The sequence below is a fragment of the Arthrobacter burdickii genome, from assembly GCF_030433645.1.
GTDB lineage: Bacteria > Actinomycetota > Actinomycetes > Actinomycetales > Micrococcaceae > Arthrobacter_D > Arthrobacter_D burdickii.
The window spans coordinates 2006319-2021033 of the sequence record NZ_JAROCG010000001.1 but is presented as its reverse complement, the minus strand read 5'-3'; the positions used below and the strand labels follow the sequence as shown (position 1 = coordinate 2021033).

The window sequence follows — 14715 nt, the reverse complement described above, 5'->3', positions numbered from 1 at the left end:
TCGGGCGCGTCGATGGGCGGCAGCGGGAGCGGCATCTGGCGGCAGCGGGTGCGTCAGCGGGTCAGTTCAGCGCGCGCGTCGGCCTGAGCGACGATCGGGACCCCGGCGGGCACGAGGAAATTTACGATCGGCGGACGCACGACGGCGGTGAGGACGACCCGGGCGGTGCGTCCGTCGGGCGCACCCGTGGCGGGGTCGATGACCAACTGCTCGAAACGGGCATCGGCACCGGTCGCCGCCAGGTAGCCGGCAGTCGACTCCTCGACGCCGGAGTCCTGCAGGACGGGCAGCGGCGTCGTCGTGCCGGACCCGCCGGCCCCGACCGGAATGCTGTAGTTGTCCGCGGCGGCGAGGGCAGCGCCATCGGCAGCCGACAACAGCTTCTTGTGCTCTATGTATACGGCCGAGACGGCGAGCACGACGGTGACGACGAGCAGTGAGATGAGGAGGTATCCGATGATCAGGACCCCGACCTGCCCATCCTCCGCCCCGTCCTCCGCCCTGTCGTTCCCCTGTACCTTCAGCCGCGGCATCAGCCGAACCGTTCGACGAGCTGGGTGGAGGTCGCATCCACGGTCGCGGCAGAGGCGTGGGAACCGGCGATCCCAGGAATTAGTGGCAGGGGTACCTCGAGGCGCACGACGACAGTCACGGTCGAGCCCGGAGCCAGGCATTCCTCGCTGCAGGCGATGTCCACGGCCGCCTGGTCCTCGCTGAACCCGAAATCGGACAGGGCGATGCGCACCGCCTGCCGCGCCCGTGCATCCGCCGCCTGGGGTGTCGGTGCATCCACATAGACCTTCGCGGCCTGGTCGGCGGCACCGACGACGGCGAACGATCCGCCCTGCAACTGCCCCACGGTGAGCACGAGGTAGACGACCGGGACCAGGAGCACGACGCCGAGGAACACGAACTCCACGACGGCGTTTCCGTCCTCCCGGCCCCGGAGGGCCCTCCATCCCAGCGGTCGCCGTCGACCTCGTGCATGCATCTGCTTCCTGCCGTGTTGCCGGCCCCGGAGCGGAGCCGGCACCACCTCAGGAGGGAAGGGCGGCATGTCCATGCACCTCCATCCCACCGGTCGGCCCGATCAGGCCCAGGACGGGCAGGGGTGCGCGGACCACCACTTCGAGGATCCGGACACCACCGACCGTGCTCTCGCCGATCGTGATGTCCGACCCGTAGGAATCGGCCAGGGAACCGCGGATCAGCTCCTCGGTGCGTCCCACCGCGTCCTGGGGGTTGCGGTCGGCAAGCGTGCCGTAGCGGGCGCCGGACGAGGCCGCGTCGATGAGCGTGTTGCGCACATGGAGGACGAGCGTCAGCTGGACGATCGCGATAAAGATGACCGTCAGGAGACCGCCGATCAGGGCGAAGTCGACGACGGCGGCACCGCGCTCGTGATCCCCGTCCGTGCCCGCAGCGGCGTGCAGCGTGCGCGGTCGGACGCTCACCTAGGGCGAGACCTGGTCGATCGCCTGGTTGAACAGGCCCTCGAGGGCGGGCCCGGCGATCGCCAGGAGCGCGGCGACGAGGACGGCGGACATCAACGTGATCATGACCCAGCCCGGCACGTCGCCCCGTTCGCCGTCGTTCCGTTCACTTTCGCCATGTGCGCCATCGCCGCTATCGCCGTCGTCCGGGGGCCGGAGCAGGGCGGTGACCGCCACGAGTACCAGGAGTGCGATGCGCGATGCGCTGGTCATGATCTTCATGGGAGTGCCCCTTCTTGTGGTTGTCGGTGGGTCAGAAGCCGAGGTTGATCAGTGCGATTCCCGGATACACGGCGAAGAGGACGGTCAGAGGAAGGACCCCGAAGACCAGCGGCACCCTCCTAGTGCAATGTCGTGGTTATTCCGGAGACGGAAAAGCCGGGTCGGACCTCGACAGTCCACCCGGCGCGGCATCCCAGGCTGACACTTGGAATGCAGGCCCCAGCATACCGGCATGGGCCCGCGTCCACTACTGCCTGCCAGCTGCCGCAGGCGGTTCTTCTTTACGCTCTTACGCCATAACCAATGAGCGGGCGGTACATCTCCACCGAAGTCCCGCAACCGCGCGAGACAGGCACCAGCGAGCTACTGCAGCCCAGGTTCACACCAAGGCGCGGCCCAAATCAGGGCCGGGTCCAATCGTGCTGAGCAAATGCGGCAGAGCGGAGACGGGGGCGGCGGGTTTTTTGGGGAAGGGGACGAATGAGAAGGCTTTACTCTTCCCCGGCTCTTGCGTCTGGGCTTCTATGCGGTACGGTTGGATCAACGACCGGGAGGGGCTCATCAGCTCCGTGGCTCATTAGAGCCCCCGGTCTCCAACTTTAAGAACCTCTGCTCGGCTAGACGCTTGGGACCTGTTCGTGGGCGGGATAGTACCTACTGGGGGTACCGTCCTCCCACCACTCACAGGAGTCGCGGTCAGCAGCAAGCTCTGCCTCGTGAACGTCCCGGTCGAACTTGGGCCAAGGAACTGTTTGCGGCCTTGGAGCCGGCACTTTTGCAGCCCGTGGGACCGTGACGATGCCGTAGCCGTTGCGCTCGCCCTGCCGGTGGCGCATATGAGGCCAAATGATACGCAGATAACCTGCGTCCTTATAGCCCGTATTCAAGTACCGGCTAACGCTGCCTGCGATCAGGTCCGCCAGCTGAATGCCCGGGCTCTCTTCTGACGGTAGAAATCCGATGGTGTCATGAAGAAGGGTGAAGGACTTTATGAGGCTCGAGCCGCTCCGCATCGCGTCTCGAAGATCGTCATCGATGGCGTTTTCCTCGTCCATCATTACCATGCTGCCGGAGCCGAAGCCCTGCGAGTCCATTTGCACGCGTTCGAGTAGTTTGGTCACTGCCGTCACCATTGCTGATTCTCCCTCGGCGAGTTCGCGGGTATCAACTGCAACGGCTATCACCCTAAGTGACTCTATGAGGGTCCCGTTCCTCAGGCATGCGTAGGCAAGTGCTCTCCTCTCCGCGTTGGTGGTGAGGCCAGCATCCAGCATCCAGTTCCGGCGGTCTCGAACCTTGTCATGACCGTTCTTGCCCACATGAAAAAACTTCAACTCAGCGGGGTACTCCAACTTGAGGCCATGCCTACTAGCGGCTCTACGCACTTTCGCAGACATCTTCAAGAGGTCATCGGCATCGATACCGAAGCCAGCGACCACAAACCATGGGCTGTCTTCGTTTGCCTCCCGCTTGCCTGAGTCATCGAAGTAGTAAACGCGCACAGGTATCCCTCTCTCGCAGCCCAAAGGTATGAGTGTATAGCCCCCCCCTCAGTCTCGGAGGGGGACGACCTCCTACCCGGCGCTCGGGTCCACCGATGGTTTAGGCCGGGATTCATAGGGCCCCCACCGGGGGGAAGCGCGCCGGCAGGATTCAGCGGCGGCAACCCATCGGCACCGGTGACGAGGTCATCAGGCTCGAGGAGCCGGCACCGTATCGGAGAGGGCCGGCACCGCCGGGGAACGCGCTACTCAACCTGAACTCCAGCCGCCCTTAACTAAGGCTGCCCGCTGAAGGATGCTCCACCGGACGATTCCAGAAGGAAGAGTTTCTTGGATTTGAGTGGAACCATCGGTGGGAAGCGGACACTACTGGGTATGGGTGGAGTGGACGCTTCGGATGAGGTGTTGTGGCGTCGGGTCGTCAATGGCGATGGGGATGCGTTCGGTGTGGTGTTCGATCGGCACCACGATCGGGTGCTGCGTCACGTGCTTCGCTTGATGGGCATGCACACGGTTTCCGAGGATGTGACCGCCATGGTGTTCTACGAGGCATGGCGGCGTAGAGCCTATGTGCGGATGGTCGAGGAATCGATCCTTCCGTGGCTACTGGTTACCGCCAATAATCTGGTCCGGAATCAGGTCCGCAATGAGCGCCGGTACAGGCGGTTCCTGTCCCAGCTGCCGCCACCGGCCCCATTGGGAGACGTCGCCGATCAGGTCAGTGACGACGATGAACGTGTGGGCGAGTTCGCGGCCCTGCGGGAAGCATTCGCTCGGCTTCGGCCGCTCGATCGGGACGTGCTGACCCTGTGTGTGGTCGAGGGCATGGCTCTCAAGGACGCGGCCCTGGTCCTGGTGGTTGCTGAGGGAACCGTGAAGTCCCGGCTGAGCAGGGCAAAGAAACGTCTGGGATCCCTGTACGAGGAAGCGGCCACGCTGAGTGAACGACGGATGGACGGAGTGCACGATGGGCGCTGATCAATTCCAGGCAGATCGGCGAGAGGCGCTGCGCCGGCAGCTGGTGTCCATGCCCTCGCTCGAGGGCGCTGCCGGACCAGCGCCCCGCCAGCCCTTAGATCACTCTGCGCGAGCGATGACCGTTCAGGCTGTCCGTACCCAAGAACCCAGCGCCGCTCTGTCCGCACGAGGTGGAGCGGCAAGTCCGCAGCCCGAGAGGAGCCGTTCGTCGCAGCAGCGCCGGCGGCGGAAGATCCTCCTCGGTGCTGCGGTTGTCGGTGTCGCTGTCACTGCAGGGGCGGTAACCGCGCTGCAGGCTCCCGTCACCAACGCCGGCGACGTTGCCTGCTTCGCCAGGGCTGAGTACGACAACGGACGCTTCCCGGGGGCGATGGCCACACTGGGCGTTGGCTTCACTGCCGCCGAGGGGCGGCAGGACAGCCGAATCGACATCGAAGACCCTGTTGGTCTGTGCTCTGACATGTGGGCGCAGAATGCCCTTGATCCAGAGGATGAATTTGGTGCTGCCGATCCCGGAGACTACGACCCAAGCGGCAGCCACCCTGTACCGAACCTGCTCACCGTCTGCGTCATGGACGACGGCAGAGCCGCGGTCATACCCGGACCCAGCACCGTCTGCCAGGACCTCGGTCTCGCTGAACTGCCTGCTTAAGCCCGTCCCGTAGGAGGGTAGTCAAACGGCCATGCTAGGCCGCCTCGGAATTGAGCTCCGCAAGGCGGTAGCCGGCCAGCGAAGGGGGCCGGCCGGCTACCGCCGTACATGGCGCTGGAAGCGTCGTAGCTAGAAAGGGGCTCTGCTTCCATCCATCCCGTCGCCGCCTATGGACCGGCGGCGCGGGTGAGGTTAACGCCGGGAACCTAGGCCGTCAGGCCGTAGGAAGAGTAAGCGCCACGACCCCGGAGGGCTGGAAGACGGACACGGAGAACCGGCCCTCAACGCGCGCCTTGAGCTGGTTACGGTCGAAGAGTTCCCCCGCGTCGCTCCACTTCGTTTCGACGCCGACGCGGTCCGTGTCCACGGCCAGGGCTGACCCGTCGAAAACCAGCCCAGTACGCGCGGGCACCGTGTTGGAGAGCACGACCTGAACGCCCCAGAGCTTCCGTGCGGCCCGATCAACCGGGCCCGCGAGGTCAAAAGCCCCGGATGTATTGCGCGCCGTTTCGATCTCCGCCCAGTCCGCAGGAGCAAGCACGATCACGGACGCGTCATGGCCCGTAGCTTCAAGCTTGGTGACGCCGGCGCGAACCGTCGTCACGCTATCGGCGGCCGCTGCTTGCGACTGAATGCCCGACGTCGCCAGGAGGCCGCGCAGGTGCCCGGCAGTCCCGTCGCCGTTAAGAATCTCGTCCTCAACCGCAGCATTGAGCCCGGCTAGGAGCTCGTCAGCAATAAACCTCTCCAGGCTCGCGACGTCGGCAAGCAGGTACTTGTCCACGGGGTCCGACAGGTGAGCGAAGACGCGCAGCTCATTCGGCACCCCTTCCACCGAGAAAATAGACGTGGGCTTCACAGCGCCCGGCGCAACTATCGCGGCGTTGTTCTCCCGCCGTGTCTGCCTGAGGAACCGGAAGGTAGCCAAGTCGTGTTGGAGGACCGGCAGGACTTCCAGCAGCGACGCCGGCACCCGGCCCATGCTCGCGACGTCGCCCTGAATGGGAACCGGGGTCACGATCGAACCGGAATCCGTCAGCGCCTTACGGCCTCCGAAACCGTCGCTGGTCATCATTTTCCCGGCGATGACCCGGGCCGAGTCCTTACGTCCGGCACCCGTCAGGGCCAGACGCTTCGCACCGGTTCCCGGTGCCCCGCCGACCTCAGCCGCGAGGGCCCGTGCTTGACGCGTCACTTCGTCGTCCGTGTCGAGCTGCCGGAGCTGTTCCCGGCCATCCTTCGCCCTTGTCATGGCGCGGCCGTAGTCCGCCAGCTCGTCGGCCGTCATGTTGCGGCCCTCTGCTTCGGCTTTTTCGGCAATCGCCGTAGCGGCCTGAATGTCGGCCAGGGCAGCGGCCCGAATCTTTTCCCTACGTACATTGGTCATTGTTTTAGCCCTCCCAGGGCATAGGAACGCGGCCCCGCATGGCAGGGGTCAGCGCGTAGTGAATGAAGGAACCGGAGCCGTTTCGACGCGGAAGCATCCCAGCAAGGCCCAGCCCTTATCCCCCGCTAAAGGGACCTCAGGCGGCCGGCGTGGGATCGTCGGCGGAACAGTCGCACACGGCGGGACGACCAGCCAGGTAGTCGGCGGCTGATCAATGCCGGCCGGCCCGTGGCCCGTGTCCCTCACGCCTGCCCCGGATGCCGGGCCAATCTCAGAACTTGACGGCTACGCCCTCATTCCTTATCGACCCGCGCACCCGAAGGCCAGCGTTAGAACCGATATTAACGTGCCCGGTCAGGGACTGTCTCGCCAGTCGCTCACCCGCCAGTCAGAAGCGGACTCGGGGGCCACAGTTACCGCCTCCGCCCAATCCAACCGGCCGAACAGGTCCCGCCGTACAGGAACCACCCCGGCCGGTTCCACGCCCGCCGACCCCACCGGCGCGTTTTCACCTGCCGTCGTCATCACGAGCCGCCCGCAGGACGTCCCAGCGCATGCTGCCGGTACTGGTCCAGGAACCATTGTTCGCGCTCCGGAGCGAGGCCCAAAAGCAGGGCAGCAGCCAGACCGCAGGCTGCTCGCGCAAGCCCGACCGGGTTGTCCGTCTCGCTGACCATCGTCTCCGCTCCCGCGTCCCCCTCATTCCGGATGATCAGCCCGACTACGGCGACTGCCTCTAAAATCCCGGTTTGTTCGGCGTTACTAAGTTCCATCACCGTCTTCCCTTCTTTCGTTCGTTCTCAGTCCGCCCGGCATACACGCCGGAACGCTCGGGGTAGTCGTTTTCGTATTGCCAGCACGCAGCCAGGGCCGGGCAGCGCCGGCACTCTCGAGCTGCTTTCTCCTGCTCCGCAGCGACCGAGGACAGCCAGCCGGCCCCATCGGACACGCACGGCACGACACCGCCAGCCCGAATAGCACCCTCAACAACGGCCAGGAACGCCCGGTGAGCGGCCCCCCGCCGGCTATCGATTGACGGATCAGCGCCGGTCATAACGAACCCACCAGGCAGGCGAACCGTCAGGCCGGCGCGAGACAACCGAGTGCCGTTTGCACCTCAAACAGGGCACCGGCCTGCCCGCCGGGTCCTCACCCGTCCAGCCGTTCTCGCACTCGTGCACCGTGGATACCTCAGGCAGGGAGGACAGTCCGAGGTCCGATCTGAGCGGCGCGCCGCCGGCCGGCATCATGCCGCCGCCCCCGCGTGTTCGGCGCAGAATGGCCCAAACTCCCGACGCAGGAAATCGGTGACTATCCCGGAACACCCGTGACAGAACGCGGCCGGACCCGACGACTCAGGACTACCCGAAGCCGTGGAGCTGGAACCCGTACCGGTTCTGTTTTCAAGTTCCCCACGTCCAGAGCCTTGTCCTTGGCCTAGTCCTTGTCCTTGTCCTATGTCGTCACGTGATTCCGTCACGTGACGGTCACGTGATTCCGTCACGTGATGACCAGCCCTACTCGCGGATTCCTTGTCTCGGCGGCGTTTGGCCTTCTGTCGGTCGGCATCCTGACGCTTTCGCGCTTCGAAACCGTCTAGCTGTTCCTTGCTGGTCTGTGTCGTCTGGAAGTCATAGACGAGCCAGCCGCGAGGCGTCGGCACCCATAAGCCGGCACCCACAAGCTGGGGGACGCTACCGGACACAAAATCCGGGATCCAGGGCAGGTCATCGGGCGACAGGTGCCCATCGGTGCGATTGGCAACACACCAGACGAGGGCCATGAAGTACGAGCGGAACTCATCCGACGCCAACCGACGGAACCGCCGATCATTCAGCCACCGCTCCGGCAGCCGCGCGTCCGTCATCGCTGATCCTCGCCTTCTGTGGGCCCGGCCGGCACGAGCTGGCAGAGGATGATCTGACAAGGGCGGCCGGCATCGCGGGCACGCCGGGCAGCACGCTCGGCCGCGGGCAGGTTCAGAAACACACGCCGGCGGATATGGTCCTCCGACACCCGGACAACGACAACGTGCGCGCCGGCCGTCGCGCGCTCCGCGTCCTCCTGGGTCATCGGCGGTAAGGTGATTGAATCTCGTCCGGAGATATCGACAGCCGCCCCGGCCCCCACGTTGGGGCGGCTTGCCTCGCTCATTTGGTGCCGCCAGCGCGCAAAGCCGCCGAAATTTCGTCGAGCTGCTCCGTGGTTAGCGGTGGAGCTTCGGCAACAGTGCGGGCTACGAATGCCTGAAGTTTGGCGGCAGCGAGGTCGCGGCGCGCGTCGCGGACCTTCGCGGGGTCACCACCTCGAGCGGCATTACCGACCGCGGACCGGGCTTTGAGTACTAGTGAATTCGTGGGCATGAAAGAGCTCCCGTGACAGGGCAGCACTGAGCTGCATGTCACCGGGAGCTAGCTTGCCACTTCCCCTTGAGGGGCCCTGAATTGTCGGCTTTTAACACCCACCGTCGCGGAGCGGCGAACCGCTCCCCCAGATCGTAACATCCTTGAACTTAAGGGCCTAGGCGGGCCAGCGGAAGCGTGCCACGCCCTGCCGGCCCTGCTCCTGCCACACTCGGAGGGCACCGAGCGCGCGCACGTACACCTGCCAGCAGCCTCTGATCGCGCCCAGCGCGCACTCCGGGCACTCTAACCACCAGCCCACCTGGTCTGGTGCCTCTTCCGGCCGTTGAAGGAGAAACAGGCCTGCTGGCTGCGCTCTCACGATCACGTGTTCGCCGTCCACGCGCAATTGCAGAGATGCCCCCGTGTCATGTCCCCTACACGAGAGACGAATGGGGCGCGTCCAGCCGCCAGGACGATGGAGAGACGCGGATACCAGCGCCACGATCTCGGGGGTAGCCCGCACGTTGAAAACGTTGTCCATGAAGGCCTCCCTAGCCCTTCCACTGGAGCCGCAGCTGCTCCGCGCTGAACCGGACGCCCTTACCCGCGGGCATGAGGGTTACATCAATCAGCGCTCGAATAATCCGGCGTTTGTTGCCGACTGGTAAAGCCGCCCACGCGGCGGCGACGTCGTTCTCCATCAGCAGGGCGGCGGCAGGATTCGTTGCCCCGGCTGCGTCAATATCCGCCGATACGTCGTTAAGTTGATTGGTCAATTTTGCAGCCAACTCCCGGCCCGTCCCGGGAGAGGTGAGTCCGTCGGCCACCATCTCAGCGACAGCATCGCGGCGCTTCCGGAGCTCCGCCGCCCGATCACGCAGCCGGACCACGTCGTCGCCGCTTCGGAACAGTTGAGCGGCGTCAGGGCGCACCAACCGCGCCACGACGACGCCCTCCACCGCTTCATCTACAAGGTCTAGACGCCTAGACAAGCAGTAACCGCCCAGGCACCGGTAAACCATCCACTCGCGGCCGCGACTCTTCACCGGAGCCGCGTAGAGTTTCCGCTGGCACTTCCCGCAGGTGAGGACGCCGCTTAACAGGTATCGCGCGTTAAGGTCTACCGGCGCTGTTCGACGGCGCGGATCGGTCAAAAAAACCTCCAGCGCCTGGTGTTGTTCCGCCGTCAGGATGGGCTCCCACTCGCCGGCACCCATATCTTCGCCGTTATAAATGCGCTTACCCGCGTACCGAGGATTCAGCAGGAGCCGCCGCAGTTGAGTAACTCCCCACAACCCGCCGTTCTTCGTTAGGGCTCCGGAGCTATCGCTGCGCACGTCCGTTGTCCGTAGACCCGCGTCATTCCAAGACCGGACGACACTGGACATAGTCGCTCCGCCCAGTACGAGGTCCGCGGCCTTCTTGATGGCATCGGCTTCATGCTGAATCGTCACGACCGTCCCATCCTTTAAGCGGTCATAACCAAACGGCCGACGTGACCAAAAGGCGTTCCCGGCTTCCGCGCGTTGCCTATTAGCCCGCTTCTGACGCTCCCCCTTGTGCGCTGTCTCCATCCCCGCAACGGCCGTAATGATCTGCGCGAGACCCACCCCAGTCGGATCATTAAGGTCCATTGACGGACCACGCACGGCGGCAAGACTAACCCCCCAACCGTTGCTCGCTTCGAGAAGGCGCAGGAGATCCGACATGCTGCGAGTCAGTCGGTCAGAGTGCCACACCACAAGTCGCGTCACTCGCCCGGCCGCGATCTCCGTAAGCAGCCGCTCGAACTCGGGGCGGGTTTTTCCGTTGGTTGCGCTGATCGAGTTGTCCGCGAAACGTTCCGCAGTGCCCCAGCCTTTCAGGGCCGCGAGCTGTAGGCAGTCCTGCTCCTGCCGCTCAATGGCGACGGCATCACCGGTTTTGTCCTCGGATTGCCTGATGTAGTACGCGGTGCCGGTCATACGATCAGCATAAGCCGGTTAGTTGACAACCGGGACCATCATCGCGATCTCCTTCCTGCCGGCGGATTCCATCAGGTCGCGCTTGGCCAGGTCCCGGACGTCCTGGGCCTGGGCGCGCAGCACGTCCGCGAGGGGTGTACCCCGCTGGACGGCGACGGTGATGCCATCGACGAAACGGGAGAGCGGAGCGAGACGGGTCCGGTGGGAGAACTCCTGCAGGGCGTCGACGAGCGGCTTCCCGGCCCGGGTCGCTGCGAGGACGAGGGCGAATTCACCGGCCAGCTCGCCGGACGCCGTCCTGCAGATGCGCTCGAGCGCGCCCGTCGTACTCTCCCCTGCGGAGACTGCCAGCGCCATCAGCTCCGCGAGGCTCGGGAACTCGGCGAGCATCCGCGCCTCGCGCCGCCTGATGTCGGACGACAGGACGTAATCCGGCCCGACGAACCCCATCACGGCGCAGGCGAGGATGATGACGACGGCGAGGGGGATGTTCGCCGAACCCGACGCCGCCAGGAGGACCATGACCAGCGTCGACCCGGCCAGTCCACCCGCAGCCCACAGGAGTTGCTGGGCCCGGAAGTCGGTGGTCGTCTGGCCCCGGCCCGCCTGGGCGAGCCTCCGGGCGAGCGTTGCCGCCGCCGGGTTGAAGCGGTGGGACCAGGAGACGGCGTCGGCCAGCAGGGGACGGAGAATGCGCTCGAGTGGCCCGAAGGGCGTGACGTTGGCCGGCGACTCCGAGAGCAGCCTGGACCGCACATCCACTGCACGCAGCTGCGGCGCCACGCGCTGCGTCAGCGTTGGAGGCCGCATGGCCGGCAAACGTACGACCACCAGCCAGAGGCCCGTCCCGAGGACGATCCCGCAGAGGGCGGCCAGGGCTGTGGCCGGGTTCATCGGAGCACCCGCTCGTCCTCGGGTAGTGCCCCGATCCGCAGCATCACGCGATAGCAGACGATCGAGACCAGGAGCCCGCCGAGGAGGACCACGGCTCCTCCTGCGGAGTTGTAGGCCCGTACGGCCTCCGGCCTGGTCGACAGGAGCAGCAGGACGAACCACGGAGCAGCGACAGCCAGCCGGGCAGCGTTGACGGTCCAGGACTGCCGGGCCTCCAACTCGCTGCGCGTCCGCGCCGCGTCCCGGAGGAACTCGGACAGCGTGCCGAGCAACCGGCCCAGGTCCGAGCCACCCACCTCGCGTGTCATGCGGAGCGCCTCGACGATCCGGTCCGCCACGGGATCAGCCAGCCGCTCCTTGAGGCGGTTCAGCGCGTCGTCGAAGCGTCCGCCCGCACGATAGTCCACGGCGAATGCCCGGAACGCGGGCCGCAGCTCGAGCGGGCCCTTCTCTCCCAATTGGATCAGCGCTTCCGGAAGCGACAATCCGGCCCGGATCGCGGAGCGGAGGTGGTCCACCACGTCCGGCCAGAGTTCGCGCAGCGAGGCCGTACGCCGGGCAGCACGCCACCTCACGATCGAGAACGGCAGGAACCCGCCGAACAGTGCGAAGCACAGCGCGATCGGGGCGGAACCGGTCAGGACGAAACCGATGAGCAGCACCACCACGCCCACGGCGCCGCACGAGGCGATCAGGCCGTTCGATGAGACCCGCTCGACACCGGCACGCAGGAGCAGGTCGTCGAGCAGACGGCGCCGTGCCGGAACCTTGCGCTCCTTCGACGGCCGCTCCCAGAAGGACCACCAGACGAGGAAGAGACCGGTACCGAGGGCGACACCGAGCGCGGTGCTCATGAGCGAACTCCGAGGAGGGCCGACACGTCGACCCCCGCGGCGGCGAATTTCTCCTCGGCCGGCATGCCGCTGGCCGTCAGCTGCAGGTTCCCGTCGACGCTCCTGAAGATGGAGGAGGACTCGATGACACCGTTCTCGACGCGGCGGCCCAGCGCCATGATCTCCATGACCTTGCGCTGCCCGCCGGAGAGCCGGGCGCAGTGCACCACGAGGTCGATGCACGATGCCACCGTGGGCACGACGAAGCTGCTGGAGATGTTCTGCCCTGCGAGGAGCGGCAGCGTGCAGATCTTGGTCACCGCATCATGGGCACTGTTCGCATGGACGCTGCACATCCCCGGTAGGCCGCTGTTCAGGGCGATGAGCATGTCCAGGCTCTCGGCCTCGCGGACCTCGCCGACGATCAGGCGGTCCGGCCGCATCCTCAGGGCCTCCTTGACGAGCCGCCGCAGGGGTATCTCCCCGTGGCCCTCGAGGTTGGGCTGCCGGCACTGCAGGCCGACGACATCGCGCAGGGGAAGCTGCAGCTCGAAGATCTCCTCGACCGTGATGACCCGCTCCCGGGCGCCGGTCGATGCTCCGAGGCAGTTGAGCAGCGTCGTCTTCCCGGCCTGCGTGGCGCCGGAGACGAGGATATTGAGGCCGCTGGCGACGGCGGCGCCGAGGAACCGTGCCGCCTGCGGGGACAGCGAGCCCAGTTCGACGAGGTGCTCGAGCCTCGATGCACGGGCGATGAACTTCCTGATGTTCACGGACCAGTGCTTGCGGGTGACATCCGGAATCACCACGTGGAGGCGGGACCCGTCCGGAAGGGAAGCATCCACGAAGGGAGAGGACAGGTCGAGGCGGCGCCCGGACGACTTCAGCATCTTCTCGACGAGGTCCCGCACCGGCTGGTCCGTCAACGTCAGCGCCGTGAGCTCGGATTCGCCGTTCCGCGCGACGTACACCTCCGACGGCGCATTGATCCAGAACTCTGTGCCTATGATTGGGCGGTGTTGGAGGTTGTTAGGATCCGCATGTTTCCGGGCTTCTCGCCGTTGTCCGCGGAGGGCTGCAATAGGGGTTTTGCGGACTTCTTGCGGACTATCTGCGGACTCGGCGCGCTAGCCAGAAGCGGGATGCAGGAGCGTAACAATCAACGTCAGCCGACCCATGCGCGAATGTCGCGTGAGCTACGGCAATTGAGAAGTCACTACAGGTGCATGGATTCACCAATACGGGGTTCCGGAAGTAGACGGTAACGCAGGCGCACCTAAGCGCCGTAGGGCGCCTTGAAGCCGCTCCGTAACAGTGTTCCGTGAGTGCGGTACTCCCCCGTCCTTGCCGAGACGATGCTGCTTCAACGAATGATTGGAGTGGGCATGGCTAGGCAGCCAGTGGTGACCGTGCGGGATGCTCTCGAGCGGCATATCGAACTCCGGACCGCGGTAGGCGACTACACGCTGAAGAGGTACGCAACCAGCCTGGACCGGCACTTCGCGGGAGAGCTTGGGCCCACACTAATTGCGGATCTTGACTACGAAGGAGTCGTCTACTGGGTGCGAGTGCTACAGAGTTTGGGATTGGCGCCGAAGACGGTTCGCAACTACTTCGGGTTCCTTTCGTCGGCCATGAAGACAGCCGTGCGCCTGAGCCTGAGAGCGGACAACCCTTGTTACGGCATCCCTCTGCCGTCCTCTGACTCAGTAGAAGCTGCGGTCCGAGTGATCACCCGCGACGAGTGGGCCAGGATCTATGCCAACCTTGACCCGCACTATCGCCCGTTTTTCCAGTTCCTCCTAGTGACCGGCATGAGGTTCAGCGAGGCGACAGCTCTCACTGGGTCTGATTTTAACTACTCCGACAGCCCTGTGCTGGTGAACGTATCGAAGGCGTGGAAGGAGGACGGACTCGGGAACCAGGTATTGGGTCCGCCGAAAACAACCAGTTCGCGCAGGAAGATCGCATTGAGTTCCAGGATGGCCGGCGAACTCGTGCCACTCGTGCGCGAAGCTGGTGCTGGCCTAGTGTTCAGAAACAAGGTGAGCGGGCAGATCATGTCATCCGCTGCGCACAAAAACTGGTCGCCGGCCTGCTACGCCGCGGGCTTCACGAAGGAGAACAAACCGCGCATACACGCCCTGCGCCACACCAGCTCGAGCATGTTCCTCCAAGGCGGCGCCCGATATGCACTCCCTATCCAAGCGCCTAGGCCATAAAGACATTCGCATGACCGTCAACATCTACGGGCACCTCCTGCCCGAAGAACACCGCAAGCTGGCAGCCATCGCAGATGAGATCTTCGAAGCAAACAAGTAAGTAACCTCGGTGACCACATTCGACCACTGACGTGCTAACGTTCCTCGATTGCACTGTCGCAATCACCAGGGTACTGAGCAAAATCGACTCATATCCGGTCTCATATCACGTAGGAACCTGGGG

General features: G+C 65.1%; 15 protein-coding genes and 1 pseudogene. 3 read left to right on the top strand and 13 right to left on the bottom strand.

Translation table 11 applies throughout. The annotated features are described in order from the left end of the window. Positions 1-53 precede the first annotated feature (53 nt). The 5 genes from P5G52_RS09390 to P5G52_RS09370 form a co-directional block, all read right to left on the bottom strand. A complete protein-coding gene (locus P5G52_RS09390; RefSeq protein WP_301226773.1) occupies positions 54-533 on the bottom strand; it encodes a pilus assembly protein TadG-related protein in 480 nt (159 codons plus the stop codon). Continuing rightward, the gene (locus P5G52_RS09385) at positions 533-991 is read right to left on the bottom strand and encodes a hypothetical protein (RefSeq protein WP_301226772.1); all 459 of its coding nucleotides are present in this window, start codon (positions 989-991) and stop codon (positions 533-535) included. Before P5G52_RS09385 ends, P5G52_RS09390 begins: the two co-directional genes overlap by 1 nt. Positions 992-1037: 46 nt before the next feature. Next, positions 1038-1454 carry a TadE family protein gene (locus P5G52_RS09380; protein ID WP_301226771.1) on the bottom strand — a complete coding sequence of 139 codons (417 nt, stop codon included), beginning with the start codon at positions 1452-1454 and terminating at the stop codon, positions 1038-1040. After that, positions 1455-1715, bottom strand: coding sequence for a hypothetical protein (locus P5G52_RS09375; RefSeq protein WP_301226769.1), 261 nt, complete (start codon positions 1713-1715; stop codon positions 1455-1457). A 617-nt stretch (positions 1716-2332) separates the two neighbouring features. Next, a complete protein-coding gene (locus tag P5G52_RS09370; protein ID WP_301226768.1) occupies positions 2333-3217 on the bottom strand; it encodes a DUF3800 domain-containing protein in 885 nt (294 codons plus the stop codon). A 375-nt stretch (positions 3218-3592) separates the two neighbouring features. Here P5G52_RS09370 and P5G52_RS09365 point away from each other — a divergent pair, with 375 nt between their 5' ends. Continuing rightward, the gene (locus P5G52_RS09365; protein ID WP_301226766.1) at positions 3593-4195 is read left to right on the top strand and encodes an RNA polymerase sigma factor; all 603 of its coding nucleotides are present in this window, start codon (positions 3593-3595) and stop codon (positions 4193-4195) included. A 370-nt stretch (positions 4196-4565) separates the two neighbouring features. Continuing rightward, positions 4566-4847 carry a hypothetical protein gene (locus tag P5G52_RS09360; protein WP_301226765.1) on the top strand — a complete coding sequence of 94 codons (282 nt, stop codon included), beginning with the start codon at positions 4566-4568 and terminating at the stop codon, positions 4845-4847. 214 nt (positions 4848-5061) lie between these two features. On the opposite strand, the gene P5G52_RS09355 is transcribed toward P5G52_RS09360, so the two are convergent. The 8 genes and pseudogenes from P5G52_RS09355 to P5G52_RS09325 form a co-directional block, all read right to left on the bottom strand. Beyond that, positions 5062-6234 (bottom strand): phage major capsid protein, encoded by a 1173-nt coding sequence (locus P5G52_RS09355; RefSeq protein WP_301226764.1) that lies wholly within the window; start codon positions 6232-6234, stop codon positions 5062-5064. A gap of 524 nt (positions 6235-6758) precedes the next feature. Further along, a complete protein-coding gene (locus P5G52_RS09350) occupies positions 6759-7007 on the bottom strand; it encodes a hypothetical protein (RefSeq protein ID WP_301226763.1) in 249 nt (82 codons plus the stop codon). Next, complete coding sequence (locus tag P5G52_RS18310; RefSeq protein WP_363321879.1) at positions 7007-7288, bottom strand: WhiB family transcriptional regulator; 282 nt, start codon at positions 7286-7288, stop codon at positions 7007-7009. The genes P5G52_RS09350 and P5G52_RS18310 overlap by 1 nt, the downstream gene beginning before the upstream one ends. A gap of 809 nt (positions 7289-8097) precedes the next feature. After that, positions 8098-8307: a hypothetical protein gene (locus P5G52_RS09345; RefSeq protein ID WP_301226761.1), complete on the bottom strand. Its 210-nt coding sequence runs from the start codon at positions 8305-8307 to the stop codon at positions 8098-8100. 823 nt (positions 8308-9130) lie between these two features. Continuing rightward, the gene (locus P5G52_RS09340) at positions 9131-10543 is read right to left on the bottom strand and encodes a recombinase family protein (protein WP_301226760.1); all 1413 of its coding nucleotides are present in this window, start codon (positions 10541-10543) and stop codon (positions 9131-9133) included. A gap of 18 nt (positions 10544-10561) precedes the next feature. Further along, entirely contained in the window at positions 10562-11437 is an 876-nt protein-coding gene (locus tag P5G52_RS09335; RefSeq protein WP_301226759.1) for a type II secretion system F family protein, read from the bottom strand. Further along, entirely contained in the window at positions 11434-12291 is an 858-nt protein-coding gene (locus P5G52_RS09330) for a type II secretion system F family protein (RefSeq protein ID WP_301226757.1), read from the bottom strand. Before P5G52_RS09330 ends, P5G52_RS09335 begins: the two co-directional genes overlap by 4 nt. Further along, positions 12288-13268 (bottom strand): annotated as a pseudogene (locus tag P5G52_RS09325) (TadA family conjugal transfer-associated ATPase); the annotation flags it as partial. The gene P5G52_RS09330 and the pseudogene P5G52_RS09325, both read right to left, overlap by 4 nt. Before the next feature lie 387 nt (positions 13269-13655). Between P5G52_RS09325 and P5G52_RS09320 the strand changes: the two are divergent. Next, on the top strand, positions 13656-14492 hold the full coding sequence (locus P5G52_RS09320) for a tyrosine-type recombinase/integrase (protein WP_301226755.1): 837 nt from the start codon (positions 13656-13658) through the stop codon (positions 14490-14492). Positions 14493-14715 lie beyond the last annotated feature (223 nt).